Consider the following 20,764-nt stretch of genomic DNA (forward strand, 5'->3'; position numbering starts at 1 on the left):
CAATCTTCTTTACATACTCGGATTATCCAGGAAATGACTCTACTCTTCTTCTCTGTCACTCTTGGTCAACTCCTGAATTTTCGATAGACTTATCTGGCCAAGAAAGCGGCCTGCTCTATCTACGACCGGCAGAGCCATGGTCCCGCTTTCAAGCATTCTCGAGAGCGCTTCCTTCACCGTGCTGTCGGGGCTCAAAATCTCCTCCTCGAGCATCTCCGTCAATGCCTCCCTGAGAGGAAGCTCCCTGTTTGAATGCGAAACATCCACCCAGCCGACGAGTTTCCTATCTTCGTCCAGTGCCCAGACGAATTCCTCTTTTGTGACACCCAGCTGCTCCCAGCCGCCGTTAACGTCTATCGTTTCGCTTTTCTCTATGTACTCAAGAACGGGAATTCTCGAGAGCCTCTTCAGAGCCCTGTCGGAACCCATAAAATCATGCACGAACTTTTCTACCGGCCTTGCGAGAATCTCTTCGGGCGTGTCGAACTGGAGAATCCTTCCCCCTTTCATAACGGCTATTTTATCTGCCAGTCTTATCGCCTCGTCTATATCGTGGGTCACGAAAACGATTGTCTTGTGCAGCTCCTCCTGAATTCTGGCGAACTCGTCCTGCAGTCTCACCCTCGTAAGAGGATCGACCGCCCCGAAAGGTTCATCCATGAGAATTATCGGCGGGTCGGCGGCAAGCGCTCTCGCAACTCCCACCCTTTGGGCTTCGCCGCCCGACAGCTCTTTGGGAAGCTTGCTTGCGTATGACTTAGGCTCCAGTCCGACCAGCTGCAGCAATTCATCTACCCGATCGTCGATCTTCGATCTCTCCCACTTCAACAGTTTGGGCACGGTGGCGACGTTGTCCTTGACTGACATGTGGGGAAAGAGTCCGACATTCTGGATGACGTAGCCTATTCCTCTCCTGAGCTGCCTAATATCCATCTCAGTCACATCGTTGCCGTCTATCAGAATCTTGCCGGCAGTAGGTCTGATTATACGGTTTATCATCTTGAGAGTCGTTGTCTTCCCGCATCCAGACGGCCCGATAAGAACGGTAAGTTCTCTCGAAGGTATCTCGAACGTGATATCTTTTGCAGCTACGGTCTCTTCATCGTATTCTTTTGTAACTTTCTCGAATCTAATCATCGGCTCCCTCCGAAACAAGCCCTCTGGGCGTCAGAATAGCTATCAGCAACTGCATAAGAGAATCGACTATCAGCGCAAGAGCCACGATCGGCAACGCCCCTAACAGCACCAGATCCATTGCGGCCTGACCAAGGCCTTGAAAGACGAAAACACCCAGGCCCCCCGCTCCTATGAGAGCGGCCATCGTAGTATTGCCTACCGCCTGAACGGCCGCCGTTCTCACTCCTGCCAAAACGACCGGAAGCGAGATCGGAATTTCGACCTTCCCGAGAACCTGTAATCTACTCATTCCCATGGCCCTGGCAGCCTCCACCGTATCGACCGGAATCACCTTCAGACTAGAATAAGTATTCCTGACAATCGGGAGCAACGAATAAAGAATCAGAGCTATCATGGCTGGAGCCCAACCCACGCCAGTTATTCCAATCTCCCTCAGAAAGGGCAGACTGCGAGAAAGATACGAAAGGGGAGCGATCAGCAGCCCAAAGAGAGCTATGCTGGGAATCGTCTGAATGAAGTTCACTACCCCGAAAACCGGCTTCTCTATCTTGGGAGACCTGTTAGCCACTATTCCAAGAGGCACTCCGATAATCACTCCAGCAACTACGGCTCCACCGGCTATCGTCAAATGCCTTGCCGTCTCCTCGAGAAACCTGTCGCTCCTGTTTGCATACTCTTTCATGATCGCAAGCTCCTTGAGATGACCGGAGCCAAGCACTATGAGAAACGAGGCAATAGGAATCAATACAAGAAGCGCGGAGAGAACCTTTTTGTCTTTAAGCCTTCTTCTGGCGGCGAACACGACTATGTAGCCGGCCAGAAGCAGAAGCCACAGTCCTGTATAGGGCGAGACTCTGGCGAAGGGACCCGTCGCGGAAGCGATGGAAACTGCGTGGCTTCCGGCAAGGAAAAAACCGAAAACAGGTACAAGTCCTGCAACAATACCCATAAGAAAACTGTGCTCTGTATAAGAAAGAAAGAAGATGGAGACCGAAACGGCCGCAAGAAGTACCAGTCCAATTATCGAGAAGCTTCCCAGACTTACCGGCAGGGCCTCGGAAATCCTCGTTTCCTTAACCGAAAGAAAGCCCGGAATTACTAGCGAAAACAACATGATGGCCATTCCCAGAATGGCCATCACATCTCTTCGTCTGCCAATAAACTTCATGGGTCCTAATCAATCAAGGACTTCGATCTCAGGAACTGTTCCGCCACATAGCCCGCATCCAGACCCTCGATAGCTATCGAAGCGTTGAGAGACTGCAAAATCTCTAGGTCCAGTGATTCGAAGACGGGTTTCAGGAGTCCTTCGATCTCGGGATATATCTCGTACACCTCTTTCCTCACTATGGGGGCCGGTTCATAAACGGGCTGTACGCCTTTGGTATCTTCAAGGACAACCAGTCTGAGAGCCGAGAGTGCCCCGTCCGTACCGTATGCCATAGCGAGATTGACTCCGTCTATGTTCTGTGCTGCGGCCCTGATCGTCTGTGCGGTGTTTCCACCGGAGAAGGCGAGAAGCTGATCGTTGGAAAGCTCAAAACCATATGCCTCCTGGAAGGCGGGCATCGCATCGGGCCTCGTCAGGAACTCCTCGGAAGCGGCCAGCTTGATGAAGCCTCCACCGTTCACGTATGTCGCAAGGTCTTCGAGGGTCTTGATTCCCTCACTGTCGGAAAGATCCTTTCTGATCGCCAGAGCCCAGGTATTGTTCGCAGGAGCGGGAGTAAGCCAGACGAGCCCGTTCCTTTCCAGATCCAGGGCCTTCACAGTCTCATATCCCGACTTCGCGTTCTTCCATACCGTGGGATCTGTGTTGTCAAAGAAGAAGCCTCCGTTTCCGGTGTACTCGGGGTAAATATCGATCTCACCGGCGATGATCGCCTTTCTTATGACACTTGTCGTACCGAATTCCGTTTTGTCATTCACCTCGAAACCGTTCTTTTCCAGGACGATGACAATCATCTGACCGAGCAGCGCTCCTTCAGTATCTATCTTCGATGCCACCGTAATCGGCCCCTTCAGTGCCAAACCAATTGCGGTTATAAACAATAGCGCTATTAGCATTATTCTCTTCACAATAAGCAACCTCCATTGTTTGTATTGCCGATAATTATACTCAATTTAATTGTACACTATCACCGAAAATTTTCAATGCAGTGATGCCTCTGTAGATTCGTCTGAATTTGGTAGCTAGCTAAGGCGCATTCGAGGAATCTTCTGCCCCCTAATTGTCGAAAACCTCAAGAAAGAGTCCCGGCCAGCATTCTCCTAGCCGCTCAGCTATCCAGCGTCATGAAAAGATTGTTCAGCGATTCCACGAGCGTCGGATGTGCGAAAACCCCTTCTCTCAGCAAAGTATAAGGAAGACCACCCATCATCGCTATCTGAATTGCAGACATTATCTCGCCGCCTTCCACTCCCAGAATCGCGGCTCCAATTATCTGATCTGTTTCTGAATCGACAAGAGCCTTCATCATTCCCCTGGTCTCATCCGTTTCGATTGCCCGGGCCACCCTATCAAAAGGCAGCTTTGCCACTCGAAAGCCACGTCCCTGACTCGATGCTTCTTTTTCGGAGAGCCCGATTCTTCCAAGCTGGGGATCTATGAAAACGACATACGGGACAAACCTCTCTTCTATCGTCGAGCTTCCACCGTTCAAGAGGTTCTGCTTCAGTATCCTGAAGTCATCGTAGGAAATGTGCGTGAAGGCCGGTCCGCCTTTGACATCGCCTATCGCGTATACTCCCTTCGAAGTGGTCTCCAGTTTGCTGTTAACCCTTATGAAACCCCTCCCGTCGATCTCAATCCCGGTCTTTTCGAGATCCAAGTCAGGAGTGTTGGGCAGCCTGCCGGCTGCAAGCAAGAGGTGGCTCCCGGCTACCGTCTTCTCTTTCTCAGAAGATTGCAGTGTCAGGCTGATTTTGTTACCTCCTACGCTGTCGACTTCAAGCGGTTCAGTATCTAAAAGGACCTCGATACCTTCGTCCCTCATGATTTCCAAAATCATACCGGCAATATCCTCGTCTTCACGAGAGAGCAGCTGCTTATCCCTCTGAATAATGGTGACCTTGCTTCCAAAACGCCTGAACATCTGCCCGAACTCCAGCCCCACATAGCCGCCACCAACTATTATCAGGTGTTCTGGAAGCTCATCCAGTTCCATTATCGACGTTGAGTCATGGGCTACCACATTATCCAGACCCTTTATCTCAGGCCTTGCCGGTCTCGTTCCGGTGTTTATCACAATAGTATCTGCTTCAAGGAACTCTGTCCTTCCGTTCAGAAGCGTGACTTCGAGCTGTCTTTCCCTGACGAAACGTGCGCTGCCTTCTATCAATGATAGGTTTGGAGAATCGAGAATCCTTTTCTTGCTACCTTCTCTGAAGCTCTCGACAACCTCCCTTTTTCGTTGGACAACTCTTTCCAGATCGAGCGAGAACTCCCCGGCATGAACTCCGAAATCTCCGGCGCGCCGAACCAGATGAGCTATTCTTGCACTGGCTATCATGGTCTTCGTCGGGGTACAGCCTTCATTGACGCACGTACCCCCAACTGCCTTTCTCTCTATAAGGGCTACCTTCCATCCTGCCTCTGCAAGCGAAAGCGACAGAGGCGTGCCCCCCTGACCGGAACCAATAACTATCGCATCGAATTTTCTTCTGCCATCCTTCATTTCATCACCATCCTGATGTTCAACCCTGGGCATCTCGAGCCTCTCGATCTTTTGCCGAACTCTGTATGGAAAGCAAAAAGTGCAATTCTGCTTCTCTGCCTCAGTGAGATGAATGTACGAAAGAGCTGGAGGGGAAACTATCTTGTTCTGCTTCCTTAACTGAAGCACCGAGTGGACGACAATTCGTTGAAGAACTAAAGACCGTACCCGTTCTTATCGAGAAAGGGAACATCCCGAGCACTTTACAAGTATAGCATCGGGCAAATCTAAACAAGCTCAAGAAAGAGTCTGGAATCGAAAACTATTGAACCGCTCGGAGCCAGCATTATCTTTCCCTTTTCTCTACAACCCCGTCAGTAGTGAAGGATGACTCAACCCACAGCTAGTATAATCGTAAGATCCAACATAGGTCGGTGATGAATGAAATGGCTAGATATGATGAGCGTGACACCATCTTTGCCCGGATGAACTACGAAGTCGACTCACCGGAGTACTGTGACTACTACTCAAGGCATCCCGAGTTGAAAGAGGTTGATGACGAACTGCGCGGCAAGCCGGATCTGTGCGATTCAAGTGCCCCGTCTTACGATCCGATTGAAGCTTCGGAAGTTCGTTCGAATTTCTCCCTTATAGAAGAACTTAGGTCTCTATGCGAGTGCAAATCATCAACCGACAGACTCCATGTAGAGCCATCGAGCATTACGGATCTAATCAAACTAATAGCCCTCGATTCCGGGGCAGATCTCGTAGGTGTGGCGGAAATGAAACCGGAGTTCTATTACAGTTACAGAGGCAGGCATAAAGAACACTACGGAGAGGAAATAAGCGAACTGCTTCCTTACGGAATCGTTTTCGCGGTCGAGATGAAGAGAGAAATGATCGACACAGCGCCGGTGATGACCGCAATGGTCGAGAGCTCCAGAACTTACCTGAAGGCCGCCACGATTGGACTAGGCATTTCCCATTTTCTCCGCGGCCTGGGATACTCGGCAAGGAATCATATGGATGGGAATTATCTCGCAATTCTCCCTCTAATAGCGACAGCCGCAGGACTTGGCGTTTTCGGAAGACACGGTCTTCTCATCTCTGACAGGTTCGGCCCAAGAATCAAGCTCGGACTTGTAACCACGGACGTGCCTTTGAGGTGCAGCCAACCACTCAATGTCGACCTCGAGAGATTCTGCGGCAATTGCGGGCTCTGCTCGAGAGAGTGCCCCACTTCTGCAATACCAGGCAATGGACGGGAGCTCGACAACTGTAATAGGAGATGGAAAATCAACCACGAGCTCTGTTACTCCTTTTGGAGGTCGAATGGTACCGATTGCGGTATCTGCATGAAGGTCTGCCCCTTTTCGAAGGGAATCGGCTTTTCCCAATTTACGAAATCACACGACAAAGTGCTTTGATTCCGAAATTCTCGGCTGCCTTATCCAGCGTTTTCGGGCCAGAGAGAAGCCGCCGCCATCATCGAATTTGGCTTTTCGAGGGATCTATGTAACAATAAACATATAAGACTATTAGGAGGGATAACCATGAATGAGGTAATTAACACAATCATCGAGTGGGCCATCAGAATAGGGATCAGCATTGTTATCCTACTGGTGGCAAAATGGCTTGCGGGCCTCTTCTACAAAGCATTCTTAAAATTCGCGGAGAAGACATCAGTTGTCTCCACTCAATATCAGAAAACCATGAGAACGCTTTTCAATCTGGCCTTCTATGCGCTGGCAACCTTCATAATTGTCTCGGTTCTCTTCAAGAATCTGGCCCCGGTCCTTGCCGGACTTGGAGTATCCGGTATCATTGTAGGTCTCGCCGTCAAGGAGCCTCTTGAGAATTTCATATGCGGAATTCTTATAATGATCAACAAACTCGTCTACGAAGGGGAAGCAGTCGATATCGGTGGAACCTCAGGTGGAGTGCAGGAGATAAAACTGAATCACGTCCTGATCAAAACCTGGGACGGAAAGCTCGTCACCATACCGAGCAGAAACGTCTGGGCCGCAACGATAATTCACTTCTGGCCTGAGAACATAAGAAGAAACGATCTTACGGTAGGTGTTTCGTACTCGAGCGACCTGAACAAAGTGATGAAGATACTCGAAGAATCTGTGAACTCTTATGAAAAGCTATATGTAGACGACAATCATAAGCCCATGATCCAGTTCACCGGTTATGGCGCCTCTTCGATCGACTTCGTCGTAAGGTTCTGGGTGGAGAAACCGAACTTCATAGACTCCAGCACCGAACTGGCGAAGATCATAAAATCAAGGTTCGACGAAAACGACATAGAGATACCATTCAACCAGCTAGATCTGCATATAAAAGACGGCCCCGCAGAAGGTATAAAGCTGGCAAAGAAGGAGAGCTGACGAAACCTGCTGCGCGAGGATGTACTTTCTAACCTGAGGGACTACCGAGGTTGCAGGTAGGGGGTTGCGCGGTACGAAAAAACTTTAGAGCGTGATTTTTAAACAAATTCAGATGACGGGCTGTGCATTTGTGGTGTGATTCTGTCATCATTGCACCGCTGATGCTTTTCGGCGCCCTGTGTCCAGTGTTTTTTTACCAGACCCAAAACTCCAGACCCTAGACCCGGCTCATCTCGGAGAACGGGGGACGGATGACGGAGAACCAAGGAATCAGTTCCAAGTTCCAAGTTGTGAGTTGCATGTGAGAATAGATTCGATCCAAACGGATGTAGGGGCGTGCGGCTGCACGCCCGCTGTCAACAATGATCAGTCTTCCCAAGGATGAGATCGTCCTCTTCAATAGTTTAACGAACCGAATTCTGGGCAGAATCATGTCTGAATAACGCAAAGAATGTCATCCCGAACTCTTTTCGGGATCTGGGATTTTCTAAGAACCGTGGTCGGGGGTAGCGGGTCGGTGGTAGGAAAGAGCGAAGTGAAACCGGTTCTCCGTTGGACGGTTCTCCGTTCGCCGAAAAGAACAGTTGCAAGTTGTGAGTTGCATGTGAGAATAGATTCGATCCAAACGGATGTAGGGGCGTGCGGCTGCACGCCCGCTGTAAACAACGATCAGTCTTCCCAAGGATGAGATCGTCCTCTTCAATAGTTTGACGAACCGAATTCTGGGCAGAATCATGTCTGAATAACGCAAAGAATGTCATCCCGAACTCTTTTCGGGATCTGGGATTTTCTAAGAACCGTGGTCGGGGGTAGCGGGTCGTGGTAGGAAAGAGCGAAGTGAAACCGGTTCTCCGTTGGACGGTTCTCCGTTCGCCGAAAAGAACAGTTGCAAGTTCCAAAATGTGAGTTGCATGTGAGAATAGATTCGATCCAAACGGATGTAGGGGCGTGCGGCTGCACGCCCGCTGTCAACAACGATCAGTCTTCCCAAGGATGAGATCGTCCTCTTCAATATTTTAACGAACCGAATTCTGGGCAGAATCATGTCTGAATAACGCAAAGAATGTCATCCCGAACTTGTTTCGGGATCTGGTTTTGCGGTCTCAGCTGGGGACGGAGGACCTTTGACGGACAACGTTGTCTTCACAGCGACCAGCGGTTTCTTTCTCTTAAGCGCACAGCGAAGAACCAAGGACGGTTCTTTGCAGCGATCAGCGGGTCCTTGGTTTTAAGCGTAGAGCGGTTTCTAACGCGAGATCCCGTGCAGGAACATCACGGGATGACAAAGTGAGTAGATTTAGGGGCAGGTTCTACGGGATGACCGAAGAGGCGCCCATCAGGTCATGCTTACGGGATAACAGTCCTTCATGTCATTCTGAAATGCTCCTGTTCAGGATCTGGGCTTGGGTCTCAGCGAAGGACGGGTCCATGATCCGGGACGAAGGACCAAGGACGGCTCTTCACAGCGATTAGCGGACCGCCTAGTGTTCACCATCGTATTTCTGCTCATTGAGATACGCCTTCAATGCCTCGTCGATCGTCATGGGCTCCAAAATCACCGGCTCGTAATTCATCTCGGCGAGTTTCTTCAACGATCCCTTTCCCATGGCTGCGCCGATCCAGACCGAGCAGTCGCCGATGACCTGGAGGATCTCGTCAACCTCGGCATGCTTGTGACTCTCATAATAGGGATTCTGCCTCGCTTCAACCTTAATGGCGCACTTTCTTTCGTCGAGCTCATAGATATCGTAGTACCTTGACTGCCCGAAGTGGTCGTCGTTCAATTTGAAGCCGTCATTTGTACCGATTGCGATTAACTTCCCCATCTCTCATCCTCCCGATCGTCTTCCTGCAAGGATGTATCTGTAAAAATCCTTCCCGCGATAGGAGTTCTTCTCGACGTTCGGATTCCTGCTAAGTCTCTTCAGAAGATCTACGACAAACTCATCATTGAACTGCGACTCTACGAAACTCTTTATGTCATTTTCCGACATTGGGTGGCGCTTGATGATCTCGATCACTGCATCCAGTGATTTTTTCTCGGAGGTAGTGAAACTGCTGACCGGAAGGTTCTCGATGCTCTCCGCCTTCAGAAGAGCACGAGCGTATCTTAGCGTCTCTTCTTCAGGTATTTCCACATTTTCTTCTGCCGGTGGTCTGGCAGGGACATTTATGTACACTCTTGCCGGGCCAAGCAGCTCGATCCTATTCTTCAGTTCTCCAAGAAATCTGTCGCTGTCGTTGTAATCCTTGATCAGCATCACTTCAAGCCATATTTCTCCTTTGAATTCCTTCGAAAATTCGAGCAGACCATTATAGACTCTTTCGTACCTTAGCTTTCCAAAAGGTCTGTTTATTTTTCTGAAGCTCTCCTTATCAATGGCATCAAGGGTCGGCATGACAATATCGAAGTCAAGTATCTCTTCTCTCAATGTCCTCTCATATAGAAGCGAGCCATTTGTGATTAGCACAAGCGGCTTATCTGTAAGTTCTCTGAGTCCGTTTACAATTGAATCCAAGGGCTTGTACAGAGTCGGTTCACCTTCTCCAACAACTGTCACTACATCGAAGGAATCCTTGCCGTATTTCTCTATGAAGCTTCTAGCCTCGTTTAAGATTTCCTCCGCAGGATAGAAGGTCTGCCTGGTATTGGTCATGTTAGTCGTTCTGCCAAGCTGGCAGTAAATGCACGAGTAATTGCATGTCTTGAACGGTATCGTACAGACCCCTAGAGATCTGCCAAGTCTTCTTGAAGGAACCACTCCGTATACATGGCTCAAACGAATCACTTCCCTAACAGTATTGTTTGGCTATCTTCCTCCTTGTCCTCCCATTCCCTTTCCCTGTCCGCCTCCGCGCCTGAGACCCATTCCTCCACATCTACCCGATCGAAGAGAGGGATTCTCGGAGTTCGGCCTTATGGCATTTACGGGGCAAGCGCTGAAACACCTGCCACATTTGGTGCAAAGCGCGTCGTTGATATATGCCTTATCCGCCTTCATTACGATAGCTCCTTCCACCGGACAGGCTTTGATACACAGTCCACATCCGGTGCACATATCTTCTCTTATCCAAGGCAATATAAACATCTCCTTCATCTTTATATATGTTTATTGCATATATATTATATCACCACGAAATCCCCTTTCACAAATCTCTAGAAGACTCCGACAAACATCCCGAGCAGAAGCTTCTTCCATAGACTTTCCAAATGAGACGATCACTTGCCATTCGGCTTCGCCAGTATTGATTGTTACTTGTGAAACAGGATTTATCGTCTAGAATAGGAATCATCACACACTCAATTGGAGGTGTAAGAATGAAATCTACTATTTCCAAGAAAGCCGTCTTTTCCATTGTCCTTGTTCTTTTTCTCGGGTCTGTTGCCCTGGCTCAGCCAATTACCTTCCTCGTGAATCCCGATTACGATCCCTTCAGCTACCTTGAGGAAGGCCATCTGAAGGGCTTCCTCGTCGATCTGATCGGATCGCTTGAAAGCGAAACGGGCATAGAAGTCGAGATGAAGCCCGTCAAATTTGACGAAGCCCTCGAGATGTTGCAGGGTGAAGGAAGATACTGCATTCCCTCTCTTGTCTTCACGACACAGAGGAAAGCTCTTTATCAATGGGCGGGGCCCGTTGCCATAACGAACACTTACCTCTACACGACCGAAGAACTTTCGGGTGAATTCAAATCACTCGAGGATGCTAGAAACGCAAATTCCGTAGGTGTGGTAAGCGAATACTATTCCCACAAACTCTTGGAGGAGCAGGGGTTTGACAACCTTATAGTTTTTGAAGACGAAGGGTCGTTGCTCGAAGCCCTTCTTGACGGAGATATCGAACTGGCGCCCTTCAACTCGGCAGTTCTCCAGGAACTTCTCAAAAGGGAACAAGCCTCTTATAGTCCCGTATCGACAGTCGCGATCGACCTGGATATGACATACCTCGGTTTCTCGAAGGAAGTCCCGACTGAAATCGTAGACGCATTCCAGAAGGCTCTCGATAGTCTAAAGAGATCCGGCTCCTTCTCCGAGCTCTACAGCGAATGGTTTCCCGGACAGCCCGTTCCCGGCATCTACACCTTCCTGACCGAGGAGTACCCGCCGGTAACCTTCAGGAGTGAAGACGGAGAACCGACGGGCTTCGTGACCGAAATGGTAAAGGAGATCCTACGCAGAAACGACATGTCTGCCGAGATCCTGATCGTCCCATGGTCCCTCGGTTATGAACTGGCCTCGAATCTGCCTAACATTTTCCTCTTCAGCATGGACCAGACCGAGCAGAGAAAGGAAAACTTCGAGTGGATCGGACCGGTAGGAAAGAATACCGCCTACCTCTACGGCCGCAAAGACACGGACACTCCAGCCACAGACCTCGAGTCAGCAAAGAGAGTCGACGCCATAGGCACGACGACGAACTGGTGGACCGAACAGCTCCTAAAGGAAATGGGCTTCGAGAACCTCGTTAGCTCTCTCGATCCTCTCGACACCGTCGTGCAGCTTGTCGAAGGCGAAACGGATTTGGCAGTATTCACCGACCTCACTGTCGGCGAGCTGGTCAAGAACGCAGGCTACTCCATGGACGACCTGGAAGCCCTTATTGAGCTCCAAACAAACTACTTCTACATCGCGGCTTCGAAGGGAACGAATCTCGGACTGATTTTGAACTTCCAGAAGACTCTCGACGAAATGAAGCGCGACGGAAGCTTCGAAGAAACAATCAGAGAATTCGTGCCAAACATGCTCGTGACATCGCTGCTCTGGAATTCCTCCCAGCTCGATGTGAAGGGTCTTCGAACCTCCATGAACACCCTCTCTGTAGGAGAGATAGCGACCATGGAACTCCAGGAGAACGGATCCACAGGCTATATCTGGGACGTAAAGATAACCAATCCAAACGTCGTTTCGCTGATCTACGAGGGCTCGATATTCGAAAGGAAGTTCCTTGACGATTCAGAACTCGTGGGAGCTCCCTATGACGTCCAGTGGGTATTCGAAGCCCAACAACCCGGCGAAACAGTTGTCATATTCTCCCTCAGGCGCCCCTGGGAAAGCGTCCATCCAATACAGACCTTTGCGATAAACATAATAGTCGAGTAAGAATGACAGTGTCATATGGGAGGCCTAAGGGCGGAGTTCTAGCGATTAGAGAACATACTGCCCTGCCTCCCATATCGGCACTTCAAATAAAACGGAAATTAGCATTTCTTATTCTTCATGGCGGAATAATCGCATTCTTCCCCGCTGAAAGGCTACCTGTATGTCACACACAGCCAGAATCAACAGCACTTCACTTCATCGTAATATGGTGGTGAGCATAAGCCTCATTACACTCGATCGCACAAGATATTATCCATTCTTCCGAACCCTTATAAATAGAGGATTTCAAGGTTTGATTCATGATTCTTTCTGTCGGATCTCATTACATACAGTCTGGTTTGGCAAACCCCATATTTCAGATCTACTTTATCCGCTTTTCTGAATCCAGTTGTATTATGCTCCTATAAAACATTACCCGACTTAATAATTTCGTTACCGGCTCTCGTCGGATCATTCGTATACCATTTTCCTCTAAACTCATTTCTCAATAACACTTATAAACTTATTTAGAATCATTCTTGTACAGTTTACATAGATCCGACTGTGGATAGGTCATTTGATTGAAAGCGAAATCGAGAGCAGTTTTCTTCTGTAAACTTCTGTTGAAAGGTGTCTCCCAGGATTTTAGACAAATGACCTTTCTTAGAAGATGCGGGCCAGTTCTTCATACGGAAAACAATCACGATTTCTCGAATCGAATCCAGACAAATCTCCAAAATACAGAAAGAATAACTCTTGTGAGAGCTTTCCGTTCATTTGATTCCGCCTGCCCAAAACCTGTATAATATCTTTATAATAAAAGCGGTTGCGTAAGAACCATAGTGGTATGGAAACTGTAGAACTGGGACATCTCATCCGTCTGCGTTTGAATGTTGCGTAAGAACCATAGTGGTATGGAAACTATAATGCCACTTTGAAACGGCCAACCTTGGCTTCAGGTTGCGTAAGAACCATAGTGGTATGGAAACGGTTACGGTCTTGAACTCGCCCTCCCATAGAAAGCTCCAGTTGCGTAAGAACCATAGTGGTATGGAAACCTAGAATACAGCTTTGACAGAATTTTCGCCTTGACCAGTTGCGTAAGAACCATAGTGGTATGGAAACTTATATCGTTCCATCTATCACCCTCGTTCAACATCGTTGCGTAAGAACCATAGTGGTATGGAAACGTTTCTCTGCATCTGCAGCCAGCCTTTTCATAAGATCGTTGCGTAAGAACCATAGTGGTATGGAAACATAGCAGATATTATCTGATCATTATGTTCATTTTGGTTGCGTAAGAACCATAGTGGTATGGAAACATATGATCTCGGAATACTCGGAACGAACCGAGTCTCCCTGTTGCGTAAGAACCATAGTGGTATGGAAACGCTAGATCTTCATCTATGTAACACCACTCCGAGAAGGTTGCGTAAGAACCATAGTGGTATGGAAACGCCATCGCAAGCACTTTTTCTCTCGATTTATCGACGTCGGTTGCGTAAGAACCATAGTGGTATGGAAACAGAGTACAACTCAAGGAAGTAGACCATTGCCATTAACGTTGCGTAAGAACCATAGTGGTATGGAAACGAGCTTCATCATCGTGAGGTTGTGCTTGTTAATGTAAGTTGCGTAAGAACCATAGTGGTATGGAAACGCCAATAAGTTTTCTAATTGCGTTCTGCTTTTCGCAGTTGCGTAAGAACCATAGTGGTATGGAAACGAACTGAGGACCTTGGAGTCCGCTATCCCTAACATCTTGGGTTGCGTAAGAACCATAGTGGTATGGAAACTCTTTGCTTTCTTCTCTGGGGTCATCATACTTACCCCTGTTGCGTAAGAACCATAGTGGTATGGAAACTATGACCCATTCGCAATACCAAGTTCTTTTGTTGGTTGCGTAAGAACCATAGTGGTATGGAAACAATGATCAGGACTTACGCCTATGGCTCAAGAGGGTGTTGCGTAAGAACCATAGTGGTATGGAAACATACCACTCGAGGGTAAAGACAGTGTCTTTACCACTCGGTTGCGTAAGAACCATAGTGGTATGGAAACTTGAAGTCCAACCGTATTCTATGTATGATGATTCTGTGTGTTGCGTAAGAACCATAGTGGTATGGAAACTTAAAGTAACTGATAATAATATACGTACGTGTTATGGTTGCGTAAGAACCATAGTGGTATGGAAACGAACCAAAAGCGAGATGGCAGGGAAGTCACACGCGGCAGCGTTGCGTAAGAACCATAGTGGTATGGAAACCCCTGTTCCAAAACAAACTTCCTCGCTCTTTCTTCGTCGTTGCGTAAGAACCATAGTGGTATGGAAACATGTATGATGATTCTGTGTCCGTCCTTAGTTTCAATAGTTGCGTAAGAACCATAGTGGTATGGAAACTTTTGATAGTAGTATTTCTGCTTCGTAACTCGCTCCGTTGCGTAAGAACCATAGTGGTATGCTAAGAGCCGTTGTGGGTGGTTCGTGGTTGGTGGTTGGTCAGGAGCAAAGAACAAGAACTAGATCTAGTTAATTGTGACTGAGGAAGGCTATTAGATCAGAACCAACACAGCTTGTCATCCTGAAAAGCTCCTGTTCAGGATCTGATCTTAGATCCTATCGGTGAACCGGTCCATGATCTGGGAGGATCAATGAAGGACGACTTTCATTAAACCGTTTCCTCAGTAAACTCGGTATTTGAAATACTCCTGCCAATTTCGATTTGCTCTCTATCTTCATTAAACAGCGATCTTTTGAAAGACAACTAACCATGCGCTGAGATCATTCATTTTTCAAGAAATGAGGCAGGAAGGATCTCTCTTCCTTCCTGCCATTAGGGTGTGTGAGTAGTGCAGTTCCAAGTTCTGTGTTGCAAGTTGTTAGTTGAAAAAATCGTTGTCGGTTGTCGGTTATCCGTTTTCCCGGAAGACCCGGCGGTCGCAGAAGAGCCCGCTACCTAGCTATTGATTCTTGCTCTTCTTCCATCAGCGTCGCCCTTTCCCAATCGAAGTGAAGGACTGTCTCGCGGTTCACGGGCTTTCCTCTGTCTCTAGAGACTATGACCCTCAGCTCTTTTTTCGGCGCATTGTCGTCATAGGAACGCTCGCGATGAAGCATGATTATCGTGTCCGCGCAGGCGTTTATCTCTTCAAAGTCATGGAAGTCCTTCTCTTGAGGAAGATTGCCTGGATTGTTCATTACCGTTCTCTTTAGCTGGCTTGCAATAACGATCGGCATTTGGAGAAACGTTGCCAACTCCTTGAACCACTTGAGTTCGCCTTCTCTCTCACGAATGAGCTGAAGGTAGTCGACAAAGCAGATATCGTATCTGAAAAAGCATTTCAGATCGTCGATCGCATATGCGACCTTGTCAATAGTCTCGCCCCACTCTCTAAGGTCTAAGAAGAAGAGGGGTATGCTTCTTAACTTCTCTCTGTATCGGGAGCGCATTGCAAAATATTCGTCTTCTCCGTCCTTCAGTAAATCCTCTGAATAACGATGCCTTTGGAGAAGCCTTTCTTCTAGATTGTCCCTGCTTCTGTCTACGGTTGCATAGGCAGTCCTCATTCCTTTTCTCGTGAATTCATATGCCATGTTCAGCATTAGCGTAGTCTTTCCCTGAGAGGGCCTCGAACCTATTACGATAAGGTCCGTTTCTCTCATAGGTTGAAGAATATCGTTCAGTTTCTCTATCGGCCACCTGTATTCAGACATTTAATTCACCTCCATTAGATATAGTTGTCGGTCAACGGTTCGCCGTTCTCCGGAAAGACCGATGCTCTCTGCACTGTGAAGAACAGCTTCGTGCTTTCAATTCCGTGTTGCAAAGAAGAGAGCCGCTGATCGTTGTGAAGAACAGTTCCATGTTGTCTGTTCCAAGCTCCAAGCAATAACAGTGGCACTGCCTTTGAATACCCGCAATTTGGTGTTCGCTGCACGCCAACAAGATCCGCTTGTAAGAAGACGCTTTTCGCTGTAAGCTGAGGGACAAAGATCCCTCCCGCGTATCCCATGATGGTCAGAAACGAGATTACCTAGCAAAGAGCCATTCAAGGACCTTTTCGTTTTGGTATCAATAGCTCTCCTGGTGTTCGAACGCGGAGAACGGAGAAGGGTCAACCGCGTGCCGGTTTTTTCCTACCCACTCTTGAATGACTTCCCTTGCATCACAGAGATCAGCTATTGTGATCGATTCGCCGAGTCTGGCTTCGTAAAAGCTCTGCAGACTTCCCCCGAAAAAGCCGAATAGATCGAGGATCATACCGGCGATAATGTATCTTCTGCTTTGCTCTACCTTGTCAAGGTTCTCTAGTGCTTTGCCTGCAAGAAAGTAGTTTTTCGGAGTCCGGGGATCGAGCCTCAGCAACTTCTGAACCCATGCGAGGGCGTCGAGAGGCCTCTCGGTTTCGAGGTAAAGATAAACAAGTTCTTCCACAGCTTTCATGTTGTCTTTATCTTCCGAAAGCGCTGCCCTGAACATCAGTTCGGATTTGTAAGGCTTTTTGCGCTTCTTGTAGATCTTTCCGAGAAAGACCATTCCTTCTATATCGTTCGGCTTTCTGGAATAATGCTCCTCGATAAAAGATTCAGCCGTCTCCGTGTAATCGAAGAGATAGGAAATATGGCCTAGATCCCACAGCTCTTCATCGTTCAGTGTCGCCCATCGCTCGAATTCCCTCGCGACAGATACACCCTTTTCAGCCTTAGAAGAACATAGGTTGTCTTCTCCGTTTTCAGTTTCTTCTCGAACACTCTCCTTCTTTGCGAGATCGGTTATTATCTCGTGATAAAGTTTAAACGCCTCATTCCATCTTCCATCCAGAAGCAAAGCCAAAGTCTTGGCTATTCTGTCTTCCATTACATCACTCCTCTTTCCTTCGCTTTTATTGCAACTTGGAACTTGCATCTTGGAACTGCTCTTTCGTCCATGCCAAGTATCTCTCCCTCTTCTTCTCACGGTAAGAGCTGACTCCTTCCAGACGCATGATCGCAGTCCTCTCACCCAGCCTGCTGAAGATCCTTGCTCCAACGGTTCCATCGAAATCTGTCAAGTTCAGGTTGGAGGTTATTATCGTTCCCGCTCCCTGTTCATACCTGTGGTTTATCAGTTCGAATATCTTGTCTGTGGTCATCTTGTTTTCAGTCTCGTTGCTGAGATCGTCAATAACGAGAAGGTCAACCCCCGAACACTCCTGTATCTTCTCGGAGACTGTCTTGAAGTCTCCGATCTTAAGAGACGGGGCGGTTATGAAGGCTACGGTGTCTCCCATATTGACCGCCTCTATCGCTATTCCCGCAGCGAGGTGAGTCTTTCCGGTTCCGTAACCTCCCAGAAGTACGAAGTTCGACCCTATCTTCCACGCCCTGTGTCTAACGTACTTCTTCGAGAGGTCGAACGCCCTTTCCGTCACTTCGTCTTCGGGGATGAAGTTGTCCAGTCTCCTCTCCCAAAGTCCCTTGGGAAGGACTTTTATCAGTCTCTCCATGTTTTCCCTCACCCTTCTGAATTCTCTGTATATCGAGCACTCGTACATGAGGTCGCTGTAGCGAGGATCTTCACTGGCGTAGATTATGTATCCCCCGTAAGGGCACTTCTCCGGACCGGGACAGTTCCTCATGCACTCTTCTATCGCCTCGTCCTTGCTATACCGTGTATTTGAGGAGTTCTTCAAGTGTTTTGGGTCTTTCTCTTGCGGGATTCTTGAACTTTTCGATAGGATCTCTAAACGGTTCAGAATCGTTCCAATCTTTTCTTCCATTTTTCTTCACTCTCCTTCCGAAGGCTCCCCTGAGGAGGGGCTGCATCAGATATTCGAAGCCAATCTCTTCGAGGACCTCGTGTTTCGATCTGTCTATCGCTATGATCGCGTTCTTTATCTGGGAGGGATAGCATTTCCTCAGGGCTTCTCTCAGCAATGGAATCCATTCCCTTTCGAAGGGCCCTATTATCGCCTCCCAGGTCTCCATTACGTCTCTCTCGTACCTAGAACAGGACTCTAGGTATGAGAAGTCTTCCTGATCTTCCTCACTCTGCTTTGCTTCCTGATCGTTCATCTCGAACAGCGGGACGACCGGACAACCTTCAGCAGGGACTTCTTCCGGAGGTCCGGCTTCTGCATTGCGTAAAGGTTCTTTCCCGTTCGATTTGATTTCGGAAGATGAACCGGCAACTTCACCGGGAGGAGTCTCTCTTGGATCAGTCTTTCCCTTTTCCGGGACACCGGATAATGGCCCTATATCCGGGGAAATCTCCCGGGAATTGGCAGGCTGTTTCGTCAATGAGTTGTTTACTGCTTCAATGTTTAGCAAAGGGTCATCATTCTCTTCATTCTTCACCCCTTCTCCTGTCGATTGCGAAAGTGAAACTTTCGTTTCTCCGTAAGGAGAAAGAATGTTTTTAAGTTTTGTTTTGTCTTGTTTTGTTTTGTTTATATATAATGTGCGTGCGTGTGATTCGCGCGAAAGTTGCGCATGGTCTGCGCATAAGTTGCGCGTAGAATCTTCGCCATTACACATTCCCGATGAACGCTCTCCCAGTTCTGAAGGGCTTTCTATTAACTCATCACCGTGCGCGGAAAGTGCGCATGGATTGCTCACACATTGCGTTGAAGATGCGCGTAGAAATGTTCCTGAGAACGAGTACTCCCCGCTCCTGCCTGTATCACCTGAATAATAGCTTATAATGCCGGTTTCAATCAGTTTGCTTCTCGCCCATCTCACCTGATTTCTCGTCCAGCCGAATTCTTTCCTGAAAACACTGGCAGGCAGGGAAAAGCTCTCGGGCCAGAATAACTCATTCGCCCTGTCGAGAAGGAAAAAGAACATGGAGATCTCCTTTTCATTGAAATGAAACCGCCTGTGCTGTATCCAGAAATTGTTGATCAGTTCTATGTAATTCACAGTAAAACCTCCAAATCTGAATCGTGGTAGCGGGTGAGGGGTAGGTGGTAGGACAAGATCTTACGAACCCGCTACCCCGTACCCCCAGCCTCGAAAGCTATGCTTTCCTGAACCTCCTCACCGGCTTGAGCTTCTCTTTCTTCTCGTATGCATCGTCGGGAAGATAGTCGACCAGTTCGGAGAGGTTTCTGAATGTGATGAATTTGAAGGGATCGGGAAGACCTACAACGGTATCCAGAACCGCCTCTCTATCCAGAAGCCTTATCTGAGTCGGAGCCTCATCGCTCGCGTACTCGTAGCCCTGAAGCTCGACCTTTCCTATCCCTTCTTTGTCTATGAATTCATCCGCGAGCTTCTTCATCTTCTTAGCCCCTTCCTGAAAGGCGACTGTCTTCTGAAGAGTACTCTTCAATGAATCACTATCTGTTATCATGAGATCCTCTCCAAGCTTCTCCATTAAGGGACAGAAGGAATGATAGAGGCAGTAGGAGCAGTGATCTCCCGCTTCGGGCGAAAAATCGCTCTGAAGGATCTGGCTTATCCAGGCGTAGAGATTGATCCCGGCCTCTTCGAGATTTTCCTTTGTCACCTCTTTAGAAATCGAGGCTCCCGCAGAAAGAGATACCCATTCTATCCTTCTTATGTCGTATCCCTGTCTCGAGAGAGCCCAGGCGTATATAAACAGCCTCTCCCAATCGGGATCACCGAATCCTGCCTTGAAGTGGCACAAAACGAGGGGCTGGTTGACCGTCCCCGGTCCTCCGTCCTCCGAAAGACGGAGAAAAGCAGATTCAAGGCTCTTGTTAGCTTCTTCGCCGGGATTGGAGACAAAGAATTCTGCTTCACAGTTCTTCTCGAAGGACGGGTACATGCTCTGGGACGAAGGACGAGGGACGTTTTTCCGCTCATCTTCATAGAGCGCCTGCGCTACGCCCCTAAACACCACTTCGGGTTCGTCGAAGGGAATTGGGTTCGAGAATCTATCCAGCGCGAAGGGAATATTTAGAGCTACGACATCTTTGCTCTTGAGAAATTGAACTCCGAACTCTATCTGATCTAGATCCCTCTTCAGATTCTCTCCAAAGAGGAGAGGAGTAGGAGAATTACCTAGATAGGAATTGAACATCGCCCTCAGAATGAGGCCGTTGTGTTTTCTTCCCTCTCCCTGTGCTTCGGGCAGTCCCTCGAAATAACGGAGATAGAACCTGTGAGGACATTCGATGAAGGATTTGAGTCTTGAATACGATAATGGGAACGGGTGACGGTTCTCCGTCATCCGTTCTCCGTTCCCCGATTTCTCAGGACCTGATCGATTGGATATGTATGGGCAAGAGAAATTCTGCCCAATTCCTGACATTTCTTCTGCGGGAATTGACGAAGTAATATCACTTTTACAGAAAGAGTAAGCGGGATTAGCTACCAACTTTCTGGAAGTGATAATATTTAGATGTTCCACGTTTGCTTTTTGTGTTGAGAGCGGGTCTCGTGCAGGGGATCCGTTCTCGTTTTTTACTGCCGGATTCATGGCAGATCACCTTCCTTTCTTGAATTCAGTTCCAAGTTACAAGTTGTTAGTTGCAAGCAAAAGAGCCGCTTT

Annotated in this window: 15 protein-coding genes and 1 CRISPR repeat array; of the genes, 3 read left to right on the forward strand and 12 right to left on the reverse strand. The window is 48.3% G+C overall.

Annotated features, from left to right (window positions below):
* Positions 1 to 39: 39 nt before the first annotated feature.
* The 4 genes from Y697_RS11410 to Y697_RS11425 all read right to left on the reverse strand — a co-directional run bounded on the left by Y697_RS11410 (position 40) and on the right by Y697_RS11425 (position 4,847).
* Positions 40 to 1,137, reverse strand: a complete 1,098-nt coding sequence (locus Y697_RS11410; RefSeq protein WP_121551731.1) for an ABC transporter ATP-binding protein — start codon at positions 1,135 to 1,137, stop codon at positions 40 to 42.
* Positions 1,130 to 2,275, reverse strand: coding sequence for an ABC transporter permease (locus tag Y697_RS11415; RefSeq protein ID WP_259462530.1), 1,146 nt, complete (start codon positions 2,273 to 2,275; stop codon positions 1,130 to 1,132). Before Y697_RS11415 ends, Y697_RS11410 begins: the two co-directional genes overlap by 8 nt.
* Positions 2,276 to 2,310: 35 nt before the next feature.
* A complete protein-coding gene (locus tag Y697_RS11420; protein ID WP_121551733.1) occupies positions 2,311 to 3,216 on the reverse strand; it encodes an ABC transporter substrate-binding protein in 906 nt (301 codons plus the stop codon).
* Positions 3,217 to 3,416: 200 nt separating this feature from the next.
* A complete protein-coding gene (locus Y697_RS11425) occupies positions 3,417 to 4,847 on the reverse strand; it encodes a mercuric reductase (protein ID WP_259462531.1) in 1,431 nt (476 codons plus the stop codon).
* A gap of 392 nt (positions 4,848 to 5,239) precedes the next feature.
* Here Y697_RS11425 and Y697_RS11430 point away from each other — a divergent pair, with 392 nt between their 5' ends.
* Together Y697_RS11430 and Y697_RS11435 are read left to right on the forward strand one after the other, a co-directional pair.
* Positions 5,240 to 6,220, forward strand: coding sequence for a 4Fe-4S dicluster domain-containing protein (locus Y697_RS11430; protein ID WP_183083796.1), 981 nt, complete (start codon positions 5,240 to 5,242; stop codon positions 6,218 to 6,220).
* Between the two features lie 126 nt (positions 6,221 to 6,346).
* A complete protein-coding gene (locus Y697_RS11435) occupies positions 6,347 to 7,186 on the forward strand; it encodes a mechanosensitive ion channel family protein (RefSeq protein ID WP_121551735.1) in 840 nt (279 codons plus the stop codon).
* A gap of 1,481 nt (positions 7,187 to 8,667) precedes the next feature.
* Here Y697_RS11435 and Y697_RS11440 read toward each other — a convergent pair.
* The 3 genes from Y697_RS11440 to Y697_RS11450 are packed head-to-tail and all read right to left on the reverse strand — an operon-like array spanning position 8,668 to position 10,266.
* Positions 8,668 to 9,012, reverse strand: a complete 345-nt coding sequence (locus Y697_RS11440; protein ID WP_121551736.1) for a NifB/NifX family molybdenum-iron cluster-binding protein — start codon at positions 9,010 to 9,012, stop codon at positions 8,668 to 8,670.
* 3 nt (positions 9,013 to 9,015) lie between these two features.
* Positions 9,016 to 9,975, reverse strand: a complete 960-nt coding sequence (locus Y697_RS11445) for a radical SAM protein (RefSeq protein ID WP_121551737.1) — start codon at positions 9,973 to 9,975, stop codon at positions 9,016 to 9,018.
* Between the two features lie 21 nt (positions 9,976 to 9,996).
* Positions 9,997 to 10,266: a DUF362 domain-containing protein gene (locus Y697_RS11450; protein ID WP_121551738.1), complete on the reverse strand. Its 270-nt coding sequence runs from the start codon at positions 10,264 to 10,266 to the stop codon at positions 9,997 to 9,999.
* Between the two features lie 239 nt (positions 10,267 to 10,505).
* Here Y697_RS11450 and Y697_RS11455 point away from each other — a divergent pair, with 239 nt between their 5' ends.
* Positions 10,506 to 12,287 (forward strand): transporter substrate-binding domain-containing protein, encoded by a 1,782-nt coding sequence (locus Y697_RS11455; RefSeq protein WP_121551739.1) that lies wholly within the window; start codon positions 10,506 to 10,508, stop codon positions 12,285 to 12,287.
* A gap of 804 nt (positions 12,288 to 13,091) precedes the next feature.
* Positions 13,092 to 14,733: direct repeats of the CRISPR family, unit length 30 nt; unit sequence GTTGCGTAAGAACCATAGTGGTATGGAAAC.
* A gap of 486 nt (positions 14,734 to 15,219) precedes the next feature.
* On the opposite strand, the gene Y697_RS11460 is transcribed toward Y697_RS11455, so the two are convergent.
* The 5 genes from Y697_RS11460 to Y697_RS11480 all read right to left on the reverse strand — a co-directional run bounded on the left by Y697_RS11460 (position 15,220) and on the right by Y697_RS11480 (position 20,692).
* Entirely contained in the window at positions 15,220 to 15,981 is a 762-nt protein-coding gene (locus Y697_RS11460) for a DnaB-like helicase C-terminal domain-containing protein (protein WP_121551740.1), read from the reverse strand.
* Between the two features lie 358 nt (positions 15,982 to 16,339).
* Positions 16,340 to 17,125, reverse strand: coding sequence for a hypothetical protein (locus tag Y697_RS11465; protein WP_121551741.1), 786 nt, complete (start codon positions 17,123 to 17,125; stop codon positions 16,340 to 16,342).
* 25 nt (positions 17,126 to 17,150) lie between these two features.
* Positions 17,151 to 17,885 carry an ATP-binding protein gene (locus tag Y697_RS11470; protein ID WP_121551742.1) on the reverse strand — a complete coding sequence of 245 codons (735 nt, stop codon included), beginning with the start codon at positions 17,883 to 17,885 and terminating at the stop codon, positions 17,151 to 17,153.
* 25 nt (positions 17,886 to 17,910) lie between these two features.
* A complete protein-coding gene (locus Y697_RS11475) occupies positions 17,911 to 19,167 on the reverse strand; it encodes a hypothetical protein (RefSeq protein ID WP_121551743.1) in 1,257 nt (418 codons plus the stop codon).
* Between the two features lie 97 nt (positions 19,168 to 19,264).
* Positions 19,265 to 20,692: a PD-(D/E)XK nuclease family protein gene (locus Y697_RS11480; RefSeq protein WP_121551744.1), complete on the reverse strand. Its 1,428-nt coding sequence runs from the start codon at positions 20,690 to 20,692 to the stop codon at positions 19,265 to 19,267.
* Positions 20,693 to 20,764: the final 72 nt, after the last annotated feature.

Origin of the sequence: Mesotoga sp. BH458_6_3_2_1, assembly GCF_003664995.1 — a bacterium.
Lineage (GTDB): Bacteria > Thermotogota > Thermotogae > Petrotogales > Kosmotogaceae > Mesotoga.

Bases quoted from the DNA above. Each gene is read 5' to 3' on its own strand.
- Y697_RS11455 (WP_121551739.1), top strand. From the start codon at position 10,506: ATGAAATCTACTATTTCCAAGAAAGCCGTCTTTTCCATTGTCCTTGTT.
- Y697_RS11470 (WP_121551742.1), bottom strand. From the start codon at position 17,885: ATGAGGAACTGTCCCGGTCCGGAGAAGTGCCCTTACGGGGGATACATA.
- Y697_RS11415 (WP_259462530.1), bottom strand. From the start codon at position 2,275: ATGGCCATTCTGGGAATGGCCATCATGTTGTTTTCGCTAGTAATTCCG.
- Y697_RS11430 (WP_183083796.1), top strand. From the start codon at position 5,240: ATGGCTAGATATGATGAGCGTGACACCATCTTTGCCCGGATGAACTAC.
- Y697_RS11465 (WP_121551741.1), bottom strand. From the start codon at position 17,125: ATGGAAGACAGAATAGCCAAGACTTTGGCTTTGCTTCTGGATGGAAGA.
- Y697_RS11425 (WP_259462531.1), bottom strand. From the start codon at position 4,847: ATGCCCAGGGTTGAACATCAGGATGGTGATGAAATGAAGGATGGCAGA.
- Y697_RS11410 (WP_121551731.1), bottom strand. From the start codon at position 1,137: ATGATTAGATTCGAGAAAGTTACAAAAGAATACGATGAAGAGACCGTA.
- Y697_RS11435 (WP_121551735.1), top strand. From the start codon at position 6,347: ATGAATGAGGTAATTAACACAATCATCGAGTGGGCCATCAGAATAGGG.
- Y697_RS11460 (WP_121551740.1), bottom strand. From the start codon at position 15,981: ATGTCTGAATACAGGTGGCCGATAGAGAAACTGAACGATATTCTTCAA.
- Y697_RS11440 (WP_121551736.1), bottom strand. From the start codon at position 9,012: ATGGGGAAGTTAATCGCAATCGGTACAAATGACGGCTTCAAATTGAAC.
- Y697_RS11480 (WP_121551744.1), bottom strand. From the start codon at position 20,692: ATGAATCCGGCAGTAAAAAACGAGAACGGATCCCCTGCACGAGACCCG.